General features: G+C 37.5%; 12 protein-coding genes. All 12 read right to left on the bottom strand.

The genetic code is table 11. From position 1 onward, the window contains the following. Window positions 1-23: 23 nt before the first annotated feature. The 12 genes from ACE199_RS16775 to ACE199_RS16830 all read right to left on the bottom strand — a co-directional run bounded on the left by ACE199_RS16775 (window position 24) and on the right by ACE199_RS16830 (window position 15,307). Window positions 24-797 (bottom strand): PepSY domain-containing protein, encoded by a 774-nt coding sequence (locus ACE199_RS16775; protein ID WP_375350850.1) that lies wholly within the window; start codon window positions 795-797, stop codon window positions 24-26. 12 nt (window positions 798-809) lie between these two features. Next, window positions 810-2,150: a sensor histidine kinase gene (locus ACE199_RS16780; protein ID WP_375350851.1), complete on the bottom strand. Its 1,341-nt coding sequence runs from the start codon at window positions 2,148-2,150 to the stop codon at window positions 810-812. A gap of 3 nt (window positions 2,151-2,153) precedes the next feature. Further along, on the bottom strand, window positions 2,154-2,843 hold the full coding sequence (locus ACE199_RS16785) for a response regulator transcription factor (RefSeq protein ID WP_252282928.1): 690 nt from the start codon (window positions 2,841-2,843) through the stop codon (window positions 2,154-2,156). 11 nt (window positions 2,844-2,854) lie between these two features. After that, complete coding sequence (locus ACE199_RS16790) at window positions 2,855-4,306, bottom strand: SLC13 family permease (protein ID WP_375350852.1); 1,452 nt, start codon at window positions 4,304-4,306, stop codon at window positions 2,855-2,857. A 5-nt stretch (window positions 4,307-4,311) separates the two neighbouring features. Further along, window positions 4,312-5,490 carry a glycerate kinase family protein gene (locus ACE199_RS16795; protein WP_375350853.1) on the bottom strand — a complete coding sequence of 393 codons (1,179 nt, stop codon included), beginning with the start codon at window positions 5,488-5,490 and terminating at the stop codon, window positions 4,312-4,314. Window positions 5,491-5,798: 308 nt separating this feature from the next. Further along, complete coding sequence (locus ACE199_RS16800; RefSeq protein WP_375350854.1) at window positions 5,799-6,722, bottom strand: AEC family transporter; 924 nt, start codon at window positions 6,720-6,722, stop codon at window positions 5,799-5,801. Window positions 6,723-6,882: 160 nt separating this feature from the next. Beyond that, window positions 6,883-8,175: a CitMHS family transporter gene (locus ACE199_RS16805; protein WP_127758899.1), complete on the bottom strand. Its 1,293-nt coding sequence runs from the start codon at window positions 8,173-8,175 to the stop codon at window positions 6,883-6,885. Between the two features lie 226 nt (window positions 8,176-8,401). Further along, window positions 8,402-9,088 carry a response regulator gene (locus ACE199_RS16810; protein WP_127758898.1) on the bottom strand — a complete coding sequence of 229 codons (687 nt, stop codon included), beginning with the start codon at window positions 9,086-9,088 and terminating at the stop codon, window positions 8,402-8,404. Further along, on the bottom strand, window positions 9,081-10,676 hold the full coding sequence (locus ACE199_RS16815; RefSeq protein WP_375350895.1) for an ATP-binding protein: 1,596 nt from the start codon (window positions 10,674-10,676) through the stop codon (window positions 9,081-9,083). Before ACE199_RS16815 ends, ACE199_RS16810 begins: the two co-directional genes overlap by 8 nt. A gap of 774 nt (window positions 10,677-11,450) precedes the next feature. Further along, the gene (locus ACE199_RS16820) at window positions 11,451-12,839 is read right to left on the bottom strand and encodes an L-cystine transporter (protein ID WP_375350855.1); all 1,389 of its coding nucleotides are present in this window, start codon (window positions 12,837-12,839) and stop codon (window positions 11,451-11,453) included. 229 nt (window positions 12,840-13,068) lie between these two features. Next, window positions 13,069-13,425, bottom strand: coding sequence for a PqqD family protein (locus ACE199_RS16825; protein WP_375350857.1), 357 nt, complete (start codon window positions 13,423-13,425; stop codon window positions 13,069-13,071). Beyond that, window positions 13,415-15,307: an OPT family oligopeptide transporter gene (locus tag ACE199_RS16830; RefSeq protein ID WP_375350858.1), complete on the bottom strand. Its 1,893-nt coding sequence runs from the start codon at window positions 15,305-15,307 to the stop codon at window positions 13,415-13,417. The genes ACE199_RS16825 and ACE199_RS16830 overlap by 11 nt, the downstream gene beginning before the upstream one ends. Between the last annotated feature and the right edge of the window lie 298 nt (window positions 15,308-15,605).

A 15,605-nucleotide genomic window follows, 5' to 3' on the forward strand; every position in this document is an offset into this window, starting at 1 on the left:
GACAAATCTATTTTTATTTGAATTTAATCGTCGTCGTCATCTTCATCATCTTCATTTTCATCTTCGTCGTCGTGGTCGTCATCCGCTTCATTAGCTTCATCTTCATCATCGTTGTCATCATCTTGCTTAGAGTTAACCGAGATAGAGGATACAACTCCTGTATGTCCCTGCACATAGACATTAGCATCTGCCTTTTGACCATCAATGGTTACTTTATAGTGTGTACCTGTTGAAGTTTCTACTGTAGATATCTTCGTAACTTCACCTTTAAATTGTTTCAATGCGATATCTTTTGCTTCTTGTTTTGAAATAACAGGTGTTTCCACTTGCTCCTTCACTTCATGATTAGCTATTATCTTTTTTTCATTTAAATCATACTCAATCTGATAGTATTTTTGATCTTTCTCCACAATAGCTTCTACAAAAGGTCGGCCTTCCTTATCCACTTGTTTAATCTCCTGTACGCGGCCGTTTAGTTCATTTTCTATATTCCTTTTTGCCTCATCAACAGTTAATGCGATTTCCTTCTTCTCAATAAGTCGGACATTGCTAACTTTCTCCGTTTGCCCATTCACATACAAATTATAGATTCCTTGATCGTTTTCAAGCGAAATTTGATAATTGTCCTTTTCAGCATCTACTGTTGTATTTAACACCTTTCCACCGTATAGTTTCGTTGCAATTTGTTCAGCATCTTGTTGAGAAATCATCTTAGGAGAATCTTTTATAAAAACTTGAAATAAAGTAAATGACAACCCTAAAGCAATAAACACAATTAGTACAATCTTCACTTTCATTATCCACACCTCCTATTTGGGCAAGATAATCGTAAAGGTCGACCCTTTTCCTTCGACACTTTCTAAGGTGATATGCCCACCATGCTGTTCAACAATACGTATCGCAATCGATAACCCTAAACCAGACCCTCCCGTTTTACGGCTTCTCGCTTTATCTACACGGTATAATCGATCGAAAACATGCGCTTGAGCTTCTAACGGAATTCCAACGCCCTTATCCGTCACACTAATGTTTACACTGTCTTTCCTGTCTTTCAATTCCACAGTAATATGATCATCGCTATATTTCTTCGCGTTATCTAATAAAATAACGAGTAATTGAACAAAGCTTTGTTCATGTATTTTCATTTGAATGGTCGATTGCTCATTCCTTATATAAATGCCATGCGCAAAAGCTTGCTGCAATCGTTGAATCGTTGTTTCGACGATTGGTACGATGTTCATTACTTCTTTTTCATTTTCAATAACTTCTTCGGATTTCGCTAATTGTAATAATTGCTCAGTTAAATACTTCATTCGATTCGCTTCCGATCCAATCGACTCAATCGCTTCTTCCAATACATCAGGACGCTCTTTCCCCCAGCGTTTCAATAATTTCACATAGCTATCAATAACCGTTAAAGGAGTCTTAAGTTCGTGTGAAGCATCTGATACAAATTGTTCTTGCTTTGTATAGCTTTCTTCTAACTTACTAATCATTCGATTAAATGTCATAGCCATTTCCGTTAATTCATCTTTTGTACGATTCGTGATTGTAATTTGTTCAAACGAGCCTTCTTCTTCAATGGTTTTCATCGTTTGCGTAAGACGTTGAATCGGTAACGAAATCACCCGGCCTAAAAAACCACTTGTTACAAATAATATAATAATGACAATAATCGTTGCGAATACTAATACCCATTTCAACTCATGAATCGTATCAAACAGAAAATCAACATTTTCGACTATTTGTAAATTAATAACTTCTCCATTTTCATCGATTGTAGGAATGGAGACACTTACAAACATAGATTCTTCATAGGAAAAAACATCTTCAATTTGATCATCATTATACATACTCTTTATATCCAAATAATCATCATCCGTTGTCACTTGTCTAATCGGATGACCCTTTCTATCGACGGTACGAATAATACCATCGCTTATTAAATACGCCTCTAATACTTGTTGCATAGAGGCATCTTTATTTGTATTTAACTCTTCTATAATATTATGGGAGGTATTTACTAAACGATTGTGCTCCGACGTAATTGCCCTATTTTGAAAAATCAAATAAATCGACGTATTCGCTATAATAAGTAAAACAATTAACACAACAGTTGTTGATAACTGTATACGAGTTCGTAATTTCATACACTAATCCTTAATCATATAACCGACACCGCGAACAGTATGAATCAACTGCTCTTCCTTCGAGTCCGTTAATTTTTTTCTTAAATAACGAATATATACATCTACTACATTTGTATCTCCATAGTAGTCAAATCCCCATACTTGATTTAAAATTTGTTCTCTTTCAAGCGCTCTATTTTTGTTTGTCACTAAATAAAGCAGAAGATCATATTCCCGTGGTGTTAATTCTATATTTCTTTCACCTTTATATACTTCTCTCGTATTTGTATGAATAGCAATAGAATGACAATGAAGGATATTCAACTCTGATTGGGAAAGTTCACTTTTATGCTTAAAACGTAGATTAACCCGAATTCTAGCAAGCAATTCTTCAATTTCAAATGGTTTTGTCATATAATCATTCGCGCCTAAGTCCAGTCCATTCACCTTATCGTAGACAGAGCTGCGTGCCGTCAACATAATCACAACGATTTCATTGCTCATATGACGAATTCGTCTTAATACTTCCATGCCATTTAACTCAGGAATCATCACATCTAAAATGACTAAGTCAATCTCTTTCTGCTCGACAATAGACAGCCCTTCTCGACCTGTATGGGCAACACTTACTTTATAGCCTTCGTATTCTAATTCTAACTGAATCACTCGTGCAATTTTTTCATCATCTTCAATGATTAATATATGATGGTTCATTCCTTCACCTCTTATAAATGCATCCCAGCCCACTGCCAATAAGAAAAGTAAAACATCATCGTAATTAAAATATAAAGAGGCATTAGAACCGCACTCACTTTAACTAAATGTTTCGCATCATACGAAATGTCCCCTTCTTCATAAAAAAGTAACAACGCTTTCGAACTAACAGGAAACGTCACACAATAATTCATGCCTATTAAGCCTAAAAAAACAACTGTCGCAGCATTCACTCCGATTGTTTCACTAAAAACTATTAAACTCGGAATAAAAACGACAGCACGCGTTGTATGGGACGTAATATATAAATGACTGGTCACCGTTACAAGTAAAATAACAAACACAATCAACCATTCTGGTGCATCCACAAACAGATGCAGCATACGAAACATCTTTTGCTCGATCCAATGAACGACCCCTGTATCTACTAATACTTTTCCAAGTGCAGTTGCAGCCGCGACAAATATAATCAAATTCCAAGAGACTGATTTCATCCCTTGTTTCCAACTAACGACACCATAATTCGGCAACATAAATAGAACAGCGCCAATCATCGTAATCAATGCAATACCATACCCATGAAGACTTTCTGTCACCCAGCCTATAATTAAAAACAAGATTAACGTCACAGTCTTTCTTTCACTTTTATTCAAAGGCTGTCTCAATACAGGAATTTCCTGTATTTTTACGTCTTCCATCTCCTTTGACCCATCTTTCGGCCACCACATCCATTTTATTATAGTAAATGAAATAAGTGTAATAAATAGAGCGAATGGCCCACCCCATATCAACCATTGTATATATGAAATCGATTCGCCAACCGTATTTTCAAGCAAACTAATTCCAATAATATGAGATCCTGCACCAATTAAAGTAGCCGATGTACTCATTAATATAATAACAGGCGTCATAATCGCCAACACGCTTTGTTCTTTCGGAGAAAATTTCGAATGAAGTTGTTTGATAATGGGCATCGATAAAGCTGCTCTTCCTGAAGTAGACGGAATAAAAAAAGCGGATCCGAACAAAATCGAAGTGATACCAAACAGTGCATGACTTTTTTGTTTGGAACGGCTCAATAAGTACTGGCTGTATCGTTCAGCTAACCCCGACTGTTTCACCGCTTCCCCAATAATAAACGAGCCAATCATTAACCACACTACTTCCTCCGCGAGCGCATTATATAATAATTCCGGATTTCCTGCCTTTAATAGGATAATGAATAAAATAAGCACAATGGCTACAAAACCAGCAGGAAACTTCGTCACAATCCACAAGGTCATTGCTGATAAGAAAGCAAATAAGGATACTTTGGCACGGTAATCTAGCTCATCAATCAACACAATAAGCACTAAGAAAAAGACATGTACACTTACTATAGCTAAAAGCTTGGTAGATACGTGATTGAGCCACGTATAGATTTGCTTTTGTTTCGATACGTATTTATCCATTCTCGTAATCATATTGACTAAATCCTTTCTCTAATCAGCTTCTTCTCAGCCATTTCTAAGCCAATGACGATTTGTCTTAACACGGACTCTGTACTTTCTTCAATCCATTCCGGAGCTTTTATCATCGCCTTTTCTAAAGATGTCGGCTTTTGAATAATGCTTAAATAAGCGTCGATACCTGCCTCATAGTTTAAAGCGGCTCCTTTACCAATCGTACCGGTGATAGCAATGACCGGGATGTTATGTTTTTTAGCAATTCGTGCAACCTCTGACGGAATCTTTCCATTTGGCGTTTGAAAATCTAAACTTCCTTCCGCTGTCATGACCACATCTGCCGTCGCAATTTTTTCTTCTATATGAATGTAGTCCATAATAATATCAAAGCGAGGGTGCAATACAGCACCTGTAAAAGCAATCAGTCCTGCTCCTAGCCCACCCGATGCTCCGCTCCCTGGAAGTAATCGGACATCCATCCCTAACTCTTCTTGAATTAAAGAAGCATAATGCTCTAACGCTGATGATAATTGCTCTACTTGTTGGGATGTTGCTCCTTTTTGAGGACCGAAAACACGTGCGACCCCTTTCTCTCCGCATAACACGTTCTGCCAATTACAAGCAACATCGACGGTCACATTCCCTAGCCGTTGATCTAGCTGTGTTGTGTCAATCGAATCGACCTTTATCAAATCCTCTCCACCATGGACTTCGATTATTTGTTTGTCCTTATCTAAAAATCGAATACCTAGTGCTTGAGCTAATCCTGCTCCTCCATCGGATGTACCTGAGTCACCGCAACCGATGAGAATATGGTCGACACCAAAATCGAGGGCAGAACGAATCAACTCTCCTACACCATATGTTGTCGTTTTTAACGGATTCCTTTGATTGCGCGGCACCAACTTTAACCCTGCAACAGCAGCCATTTCAATCACAGCCGTTCGTCTATCACCCTCCACAAAGATTCCAAAGTAACTGATAATCTTCTCTCCTACCGGACCCGTCACTTCTCTATAAATAAGCTCCCCATCTTTTAAATTCACAATTGTTTTGGCAAACCCTTCTCCTCCATCAATCATCGGAACAACTTCTAAATCAAACGTTTGATTAAATTTTCTTGCCCCTCGCTCCATCGCTAACGCCACTTCCTCCGCATCCAAACATTCTTTAAATCCTGACGGAACCATTACAATTCTCACTCAACATTCCTCCCCTAAAAACCTTTCATTACTTTATAAGATATGGCCAAAAAGCTAATAGAAATTTAGAGAAATGTTAAGAAATGATTAGAAAGTGAATGAAAATCAATTAGCTAACGAAACATATGAGCCCTTCCCATACATTCGTTAAAATCGAAAATATCAACAATATTCATTAACCTAGCCAAAAGTTTATACGAAAAAAGGGTAGATAATCGCTAATATCATTCACGATTATCTACCCTTCTCTTATTCTTCATATCCGTTTTATCAAATTCTGAAACTAGTAAAGTGATAAAAAACGCGCTCTAAAAAAGGATTTTGGCTAAATAGATAACAATCGCTACAGTAATACTACTAAGGATAGTTGTAAGCAGGACAGCCTGCGAAGCGACATTTGGATAATTATCATATTCAAGTGCTAGCAGTGCACTGTTTCTTGACGTCGGAAAGGCACTAGCAATAAAAAGTGCCTGCGCAATTGTACCAGATAAACCAAGTCCAAAAATAACTAACCATGCAATACAAGGAGAAAGAACAAGACGGCCAATGACTATCCACACAATTGGTCTAGAAATACGGGTAATTTTTAAATAAGCTACTTGGGCTCCCAGTGTGATAAGAGCAATGGCCGAAAAAGCATTAGATGTATTTTTAATTGGTTTCCATAAATAATCAGGAATATCAACATGCATCCAGCGCAGTAAAACAGCAAGTAACAAGGCATAAATAACTGGTAACTTGAGAATTTTCCAGACAATATCCTTCCCGCTGCTTTGAGCGGAAACTGAATTATAAAACCCATATGTAAAGGTAAGCAAATTTTGAAATATAGAAACGATGATTTGGATTGCCATACCGGCCGGATTAGAAGAAAAAACAAGTTCACTTACCGGTAGACCATAGTTTCCTGAATTGCTTAAAACAAAACTATTTTTAAAAGTAGATGACAACTGGCGATCGAATCGATTTACTTTAGCAAGCAGACTGCTAATCATTATAAGAAGTAAATTAAAAAGCAATAAAAATAAAAGCGTTTGACCAATTAAATTTCCAGATATATCACTTTTGTAAATATTAACAAAGCATACAGCTGGGAGCAAAACATAAATCGTTAACGTTGATAATGTAGATAAGCTGAGTTTCAATAAACGATGCAGACATATCCCTACCCCAATCAACGCGAATAATGGAAAAATAATATGTAATAAAATTTGATAAAAAATTCCCACTCCGCTCACCTTTTTCTAAAACATATAATAGAATACTGAACCGTTTTTTGTTATAAACGACCGAATCAACGAGTTATTTTTCTTATGTTGCAATGAAAGCAAAGAAGCAAGCGATTGTCACCGCTTGCTTTTACTCGATTGACCTTCTTCATCAACTATTTTATAAAGGAATTATCCCTAATACGACCGCAACCACCATCATGACAATGGTTGATCCGCACGCCCATTTTAAGAAAGAACCTTGAAGTTTACCAAAATCCTCCCCTACCATCCCAACTAATAAATAGGTGGACGGAACAAGAGGACTTAATAGATGAACCGGTAAACCAAAAAGAGAAGCTCTCCCAATTAAAGCAGGATCAATCCCGTATGCAGCCCCCGCCTTGGCAAGTAGCGGCAGAACACCATAATAAAAAGCGTCATTGGACATAAAGAAAGTAAATGGTGCACTAATAATCGCAGTGATTACAGCAAAATGCGACCCCATTGCGTCCGGGATATGCTTAATCAACGAGTTTGCCATAGCATCTACCATTTCAGTTCCTGCAAGAATTCCAGTGAAAATTCCAGCTGCAAAAATCATCGAAATAACTGATAAAGCATTATCTGCATAATTCGCTACACGTTCCTTTTGATCACTCATTTTTGGATAATTAATTGTAATGGCAATCGCAAAACCAATCATGAACAATACAGCTGACGGTAATAACTCCATAATGAGCGCTACCAAAAGAACTACTGTTAATACATAGTTAAAAACGATTAATTTAGGACGTTTAAGATGCGCATCCTCTACTGCAGCGGCATGTTGAGCCGCAATCTTGTAGTCAAACTCTATTACACCAATTCTCTTTCTTTCCTTTCTACCAAGAACAAAAGCCATGAAGAGAACAAATAAAATACCGCCAATCATAGCAGGAATAACAGGTGTAAAAACATCAGACATTTCAAGATTCAAAGCTGTCATCACTCGTGCTGTCGGTCCTCCCCAAGGAAGGAGATTCATGACTCCTGAGGCTGAAACAGCAATCCCTGCTAGAATAAGTGGTTTCATGCCAATTCTTTTATAAAGAGGAAGCATAGCAGAAATCGTAATCATGTAAGTCGTCGTTCCGTCCCCATCTAACGAAATAAGAAGAGCCAAAACCGCTGTTCCGATAGCAATTTTTACAGGATCACCTTTTACAAGCTTAAGGATTGTCCTTATAATTGGATCAAAAACTCCAGCATCAATCAAAATACCAAAGAAAAGAATAGCAAATAAAATCATAATACCTGTTGGGGCAACGCTTTTAATCCCTTCTAGCGCCATAGGCCCCATTTCACTGCCAAATCCACCTATAAGAGCAAAGACAATTGGTACGACAATTAAAGCAATCATAGCCGAAAGTCGCCCTGTCATAATTAAAATCATAAATACTAAAATCATTAAGTACCCTAATAAAGCGAGCATTTTGATCACTCCTTATCTACTAATTTAGATAAATTGTAATCTATGAGACTCCATTTGTAAGCGTTTGCAATTTACTGTTTATTAAAACTATTACGTTAATTTTGTTCATTATGTTCACGGAAAACTTTAACAGTACTATCATAAGGCAATGTTTAGTTTTTGAGCTCATTTCATAAAAAAGAACAGCCAGCAGTCCTTCATGAAGGACTGCTTAGCCATTCTTTCATCAAATCTTATAATATCTACGCTCAGGCCTGCCTACTACACCGTATACAACTTCCGCTTTACATTCCTGCACAGAAATCAAATATTCCAAATAGCGCCTTGCTGTCGTTCTTGAAGCACCAATCTGTCTGCTCACTTGTTCTGCTGATAATCCAATAGAGCTTTTCTCAAGTACTATTCTTACTTTCGATAAAGTAATATCATCGACTCCCTTTGGTAAAGAAGTCTCCTTATTTACTGCGCTTGGAGGCGTGCCTTTTTTAAAAATACGATCAATAAATTCCTGATTAATTTCTTGGTCAGTTTGCATAAGATGGTATTTATTAAGATATTCTTCAATAATTTGCTGAAAATGCTCTATCTTTACTGGTTTTATCAAGTAATACTCCACACCATAGCGAAGTGCCTTTTCAAGTATTTCTTTATCGGTTGCTGCTGTAATCATAATAATATCGATATGCTTGTATTTTTGCCGAATAATCGGAAGCAAATCAGAGCCAAGTTGGTCTGGCATATATACATCAAGAAGAAGGAGATTAGGTTTCTTTTGCTCCAAAATTTCAATAGTCTGTTCTGCATTCAAAGCTTTACCAACCACTTCTATTTCTTCGAACCTATCAAGAAACTTCTCATGAATATCTGCTACCCGAAAATCATCTTCTGCAATGACCGCTCTTATTTTAACCATTTTTCTTCACCTCTCTGTTCTTAGGAAGATAAACTGTAAATATGGTATTTTCTTTTTCGCTTTGTACCTCGATAATACCACCTAGCTCTTTTACTGCATGGTCAACGTTTGAAAGTCCATAACCCCTTGGAAACTTACCCGTTTTCGAAGTGAATCCCCTTTCAAAGAGAAGCGAGATATCTTTTACGTCTATTCCCTTTCCATTGTCACTAATTTCAAAGATAATATCCTCTCCGATATCAGTGGCAAAAAATGTTACAATCGGTTCCTCAATGCCAAAAACAGCCTCAAAGGCATTATCTATGATGTTACTAAGGATTAAAGTAAGCTCGGATAATGTTATATGAGTCGGCAATGCCTCTAAATAACTTTGCGTATCGATTTCAAAAGTGACTTTCTTTTCCGATGCTTTACCTAACTTTCCTAATAAAATAGCCTGAACCTTTGTATCTTTTATCTGTTCGAATACAATTCGGTTTAAAGATTGAAGTTCGGACGTCTCACTCTGTATCATATCTATAGCCTCTTTATATTCCCCTAATTGTATTAATCCAGATAGCACATATAATTTATTCGTAAACTCATGTGTCTGCGCTCTTAAATCCTCTGAATATACTTTAACTTCTGATAATGTATTAACCATTTGCTCTATTTCTGTTTTATCACGAAACGAAGCAACTACACCACTTACATGTTCACCATCAAAAATGGGCGTGCAATTGACAATAACCGTTTTATGCTTCCACGTCATTTCTTTATCGATTTGCGGCTCTGCTGATTTCAACACTTCGTACAAATAAGTAGAAGGAAAAAAACCATCCACTTTCAAATCGCGGACAGAACCTTTTATATCTAACAGTTTTTTGGCTGGTTGGTTCATAGATGTAATTACTCCATTTCGATCAATGGCTAAGATTCCCTCTTTCACAGAATGGAGTACAGCATTTTTTTCTTTATATAAGTTAGCAATTTCCATTGGCTCTAATCCTAATGTATCTTTACGTATACTTCTGGCAAGCATATAACTGCCGATTATAGATAAAAGAAGCGCTATGACTGATACAACAATTTCTTTAGACACATCTTCAAAGATTTGTTCACGAACATCTTCCACTAAAAATCCGACTGAAACAATTCCGATTATATTGCCATTCTGATTAAAGATTGGTGATTTTCCACGCATAGAAAGTCCAAGGGAACCTCTTGCTTCTGAAATATAATACTCACCTTTTTGAATGGCTCGTTCATTATCTCCACCTATCATATGTTTTCCTATTTCTGATGCTAGCGGATGGGAATAACGTATTCCATCTACATTTCCTACGACGATAAATTCGGCACCCGTTTCATGACGGATTTTTTCTACAATAGGTTGGATCTTCTCGGATGGATTGTTTGATTCAATGGCCTCGATGATAGTCGGCATAAAAGAAATAGTTTTAGATAGCTCTAAGGCTAAGCGACCTTTATCTTCTGCTATTTGCCTTCCCTCCATGTAAGTAAAGAAAGTCGTTAATAGGAGGATTAGAAATAAGCTTAATGATAATACTAACCCAAGAATTTTGGTTTGAAGCGATACTTTATGCATGTTCAACAGCATCCTCTTTTTTTATCTTTTCCCGACAGAAGACCCCCATCCTCAAGGGATATGAAGGGCAATAGCCCAATGAGTAGGTGGGAGATGAATGTCGGTTGGCGGTAGCCAAAACACTTGTTTGTATGGCAGAATATTCCTGTAAGTTGTTCTTTGAAAACTGAAGATAGGAGGTTGTGACAGGAAAAACGTCTGTCGCGTAAAATCTTCAACGTTCTAATCGCCTCCACACGCACCGAAGTAGCGAAAACCAAGCAGAGTAGGGCGTGTGGCGAGTTCAACGTACAAAATAGCAACACCGCGCAGGAGGCTAATAAGCCGTCTGCACTGCTAACTGTCGGTGCGACAGGGTTAGCCTGCTAAATAACTAGTGGATACACTGGTGTTCGCAGGAATCCTCCACTTCAAGCTTTAGCTAAGTGGTGGGTAGTTCAATCTTATCTTGTTTGGAATTTAGCTTAATTGTGACAATAAAACCGCCCCTTCTACCATCTGAGTGATGAGGAGTAAAAACAGAAGAAATCCATCTGTTCAATAGCATTGCGGACAATATGTGAGATTTGATTTGTGGGCACTGTATATTCAACATCTATTGGTAAGGTCAGTTGGTCGGTATTATACTGAATAATCATAAAAGAATGGCTCCCTCCCTTAAGAGGCATCTTGCTAAGGTGACTAAATTATATCAAAAAAGGACCAGTCTTTTTATTTTTTGTAAAAAAACAAGAGACTGCTCAAAATGATTTATTTTGAGACAGTCTCTCTAGTTTAAATATCTGCTTCTAATGCTTCCGCTTCAGAATTATATTTTTCCTTATCTAAATCGCTAGTTATGCGACTAGTCAGTACACCTGATGTCATACTTCCGCTGACATTCAAAGCAGTGCGTCCCATATCAATTAGCGGTTCAACCGAAATTAATAAGCCAGCTAAAGCAACAGGTAAGTTCAATGCTGATAGTACGAGAAGAGCTGCAAAAGTTGCCCCTCCACCAACGCCTGCAACACCAAATGAACTAATGGCAACGACTGCAATGACGGTCGCAATAAACGATGGTGTAAACGGATCGATTCCAACAGTCGGAGCAACCATAATAGCAAGCATCGCTGGATAAATACCCGCACAGCCATTTTGTCCAATAGACAAGCCAAATGATCCTGAGAAGTTCGCAATCCCATCTGAAACACCCATTTGTTTCTGCGTTTTAATGTTCATTGGCAGTGCCCCTGCACTTGATCTAGAAGTAAAAGCAAACATAAGAACTGGGAAAGCTTTCTTTAAGTACTTTATCGGGCTTAACCCACCGATAGCTAGTAAAATCAAGTGGATGAGGAACATCACAAGTAAAGCCACATAAGAAGCAACAACGAATTTACCTAGTTTAACGATTGCATCAAGATCACTTGTTGCCACCGTTTTAGTCATAATCGCTAAAATTCCGTATGGCGTCAATCGTAAAATTAATGTCACGATTCTCATAATAATCGAATAAAACGCCTCGACAATTTTAGCAAATAACTCCGCTTGTTCCGGTTGTTTTCTTCTCACACCAAGGTAAGCAAAGCCTAGGAATGCAGCGAAAATCACAACTGAAATAGTCGATGTTGGACGAGCTCCTGTTAAATCCAAAAATGGATTCGCCGGAATGAGTTCAAGAATTTGCTGTGGCATCGTTTTCCCTTCCACAGTTGTACCATATTTCTCTTCAAGCTCTACGCCTCGTACATTTTCTGCTTCACCTTGTTCAATTTGAACAGCTTCTAAATCAAAAACAAAAGTAGCTGTAATCCCTACAGCAGCTGCAACCGCTGTTGTTCCAATTAAAATTGCAAGAATCAACGAACTAATCTTTCCAATATTGTTAGTCAGTTTTAATTTTGTAAATGCCGATAAAATCGAAATAAATACAAGCGGCATAACAATCATTTGTAAAAACTTCACATAACCGCTACCGACAAGATTGAACCAATCAACCGTCGTAAGCAGCGCTTCTGAATCAGGTTCAGTGAAATATTGAAGAATAAATCCGTAAATAACCCCAATTCCTAAGCCTGTAAACACCCTTTTTGTAAACGAAATATGCTTTCTTTGCATAATAAATAGAACAAGAATAAATATTAGCATCATAGCAATATTAAATAAAACAAACCCTGTCATATCAAAAATTTCCTTTCATTTTTAAAATATATTTTAAACTTATGTGTTAAGTCGGTTTTTATATATTACTATATTATTTATTTTTTGTCACTTTGAACACATTATTAGTTTGTGAATACTTCCTTCTTCTATTCTTTAAATAAAAAATACCCTTGCAGAAAGCACTCTTTACAAGGGTTCGAATTTATATCTCTTTAATTTATCCACATTTTATCCACAACACCTAAAGTCACTGTGACTCCCATGTAATCCAATTTTGCACCTCGAGGATTTCTAGAAATTTAGCTAGACGTGGTAGGGCTGGTTCAGCCGCTTCTCCAAAATGAGTAACCATTGCTTCAGAGATGTCATGGACATTTTTACGTTGTTCGATTTGCTGAATAACAAAAGCCCCGAATTGATCAAGCTTAATTCGACGAACAGCAGGCTGTTTGAAGAAACGAATAGAAAATCGTTCCAAAGCATTTGTCCGCTGAATGATTAAATAACTCCCTTTAACATTATCTCGTTCTAGGCTAACGCTTTCTTTTAAAAGAGGAACCATTGTTAACAGGTTCCTCTTTTCAGATTGGCGCTTATGAAACATTTCGTTTTTTCCCTTTATTCGATATATACCAAAGCACTCCGGCGAGCACAAGGAATAATAAGAATGGGAATAAATCACTTGCAATCACAACGGCATCCGGCATTTGAAGACCAAACGCAATTAAAATTGCAATCAGAACACCAACTAACGATTCCCCAGCAATTAAACCGGAAGCAAATAATGTTCCTCTATCTACACGTTCTTTACGTACTTCTTCTGTTTTCGCACGACGTTCAACAAAGTAACGGACAAATCCACCAATCATAATCGGTGCACTCGTATGAACCGGCAAGTAGATACCGACTGCTACAACTAATGAATTTAACCCGCAAAATTCTAATGTAATCGCAATAGCTGCACCAATAAAGATTAACGTCCATGGTAAGTCTCCGCCAAGAACACCTTCAGCCAAGATTTTCATAAGGGCTGCCTTCGGTGCAGGAAGTGCTGCAGAACCCATTGTGTAGGCTCTATCCATGAGAATTAAAATAAACCCAATAACAGAAGCAGAAGCCAAAACTCCAATCATCATAGCGATTTGTTGTTTCCATGGCGTTCCACCTACAATATAACCTGTCTTTAAATCTTGTGAGATATCCCCCGCTACCGCAAGTGCTGTACAGATAATAGCCGCAACTGTAATGGCAGCGATCATACCGCTTGTCCCCGTAAAACCAGTTACTTTATACGTAACAGCAACAATTAATAAAGTAGCGATTGTCATTCCAGATACAGGAGAGGATGAACTCCCGACAACCCCAACAACTCGAGAAGCAACCGTTACAAATAAAAATCCAAAAATAGCAATGGCAACTGCCCCAATAATCCCTACATCTGTTAGAGGGCTAAAAGCAATAACTAAAATGACAATAATCGTTCCTAACCAAACATATTTTGCTGGCATATCTTGTTCCGTACGAAGAGGACCTGCTGTCAATTTTCCTTTATTAGCTTGTAAACTTTTCGCAGTAGCAAACAAAGAACTAAATAGAATCGGTAATGTTTTAACAAGGGTAATTAATCCACCCGTTGCTACAGCTCCGGCCCCGATATAGCGGATATAGGAATCCCAAATCCCCCATGCATCTAATTCGCCAATTGGTACATCAGAAGGGAAAATAGCGGTCGCACTACCACCTCCAAAGAAACTAATCATCGGGATAATGACAATCCAAGCAAGCAATCCGCCAGCAAGCATTTGTCCAGCAACACGAGGACCAATAATATAGCCTACTCCTAAAAGAGCCGGAAAGGCATCGAGTCCCACTACCGCATTTTTAAAATTCGTAATCCCTGTTTCTACTTCTGTTTTAAACAGTTTAAATCCATCGCCAAGCGCTTTAATAACCCCGCCGATTACTAAACCGATTCCGATTAATTTAGCACTTGTCCCACCTTTTTCACCTGATTTCAATACTTCAGCACATGCTGTCCCTTCAGGATAAGGTAATGTTTCATGCTCTCTTACAATTAAAAGCTGACGAAGAGGCACCATCATAAAGACGCCTAAAAACCCTCCGGTTAATACAATAAAAATAATAAACCCTTGCGTAATCTCCATATCCCACAAGAATAGTGCTGGAATAGTAAATACAGCACCGGCAGCAACTGCTTCCCCAGCTGTTGTCATCGTTTGTACGATATTATTTTCTAAAATTGATTTTCTACGAAAAATCCCTCTTAAAATCGCCATCGAAATAACTGCTGCGGGAATCGAAGCAGATACAGTTAAACCAATAAGCAAACCTAAGTAGGCATTCGCTGCACCAAATACAATCGCAAGAATAATCCCAAGAACAATAGCCGTAACCGTTAATTCTGGAAGAGATTTAGATGCGGGTACATAAGGTACAAATTTACTCTCTTTCGAATTATTCGACAACTTACTCACTTCCTATATTCACTTATAAAATCACGCATAATATTATATCACTGTAATTTATCAACTTACAAACACAACGCTTTTTTCACTTTATTCATACAATAACAAAAATTCAAATTGATAAATTATTTTATCTATATAATTAAACATATATTTCATATATCTATCCATATAGACTGATTAATTTGCTTGTATACAAAGCCACTCGTTGCTATCATTTCCTTCAGCTGTATGGAATGCTCCCCACTAAAATACAACGAGTTATTCTATTTTCTCTCATCTAGCAACCTTTATGTAT

This window comes from Peribacillus sp. Hz7, from assembly GCF_042136355.1.
Classification (GTDB): Bacteria; Bacillota; Bacilli; order Bacillales; family DSM-1321; genus Peribacillus; species Peribacillus asahii_A.

What these genes read in the sequence shown, in the direction of transcription:
- ACE199_RS16775 (WP_375350850.1), bottom strand. Translation starts at nt 797, where the DNA reads ATGAAAGTGAAGATTGTACTAATTGTGTTTATTGCTTTAGGGTTGTCA.
- ACE199_RS16780 (WP_375350851.1), bottom strand. Translation starts at nt 2,150, where the DNA reads ATGAAATTACGAACTCGTATACAGTTATCAACAACTGTTGTGTTAATT.
- ACE199_RS16785 (WP_252282928.1), bottom strand. Translation starts at nt 2,843, where the DNA reads ATGAACCATCATATATTAATCATTGAAGATGATGAAAAAATTGCACGA.
- ACE199_RS16790 (WP_375350852.1), bottom strand. Translation starts at nt 4,306, where the DNA reads ATGATTACGAGAATGGATAAATACGTATCGAAACAAAAGCAAATCTAT.
- ACE199_RS16805 (WP_127758899.1), bottom strand. Translation starts at nt 8,175, where the DNA reads ATGCTCGCTTTATTAGGGTACTTAATGATTTTAGTATTTATGATTTTA.
- ACE199_RS16810 (WP_127758898.1), bottom strand. Translation starts at nt 9,088, where the DNA reads ATGGTTAAAATAAGAGCGGTCATTGCAGAAGATGATTTTCGGGTAGCA.
- ACE199_RS16815 (WP_375350895.1), bottom strand. Translation starts at nt 10,676, where the DNA reads ATGCATAAAGTATCGCTTCAAACCAAAATTCTTGGGTTAGTATTATCA.
- ACE199_RS16820 (WP_375350855.1), bottom strand. Translation starts at nt 12,839, where the DNA reads ATGACAGGGTTTGTTTTATTTAATATTGCTATGATGCTAATATTTATT.
- ACE199_RS16825 (WP_375350857.1), bottom strand. Translation starts at nt 13,425, where the DNA reads ATGTTTCATAAGCGCCAATCTGAAAAGAGGAACCTGTTAACAATGGTT.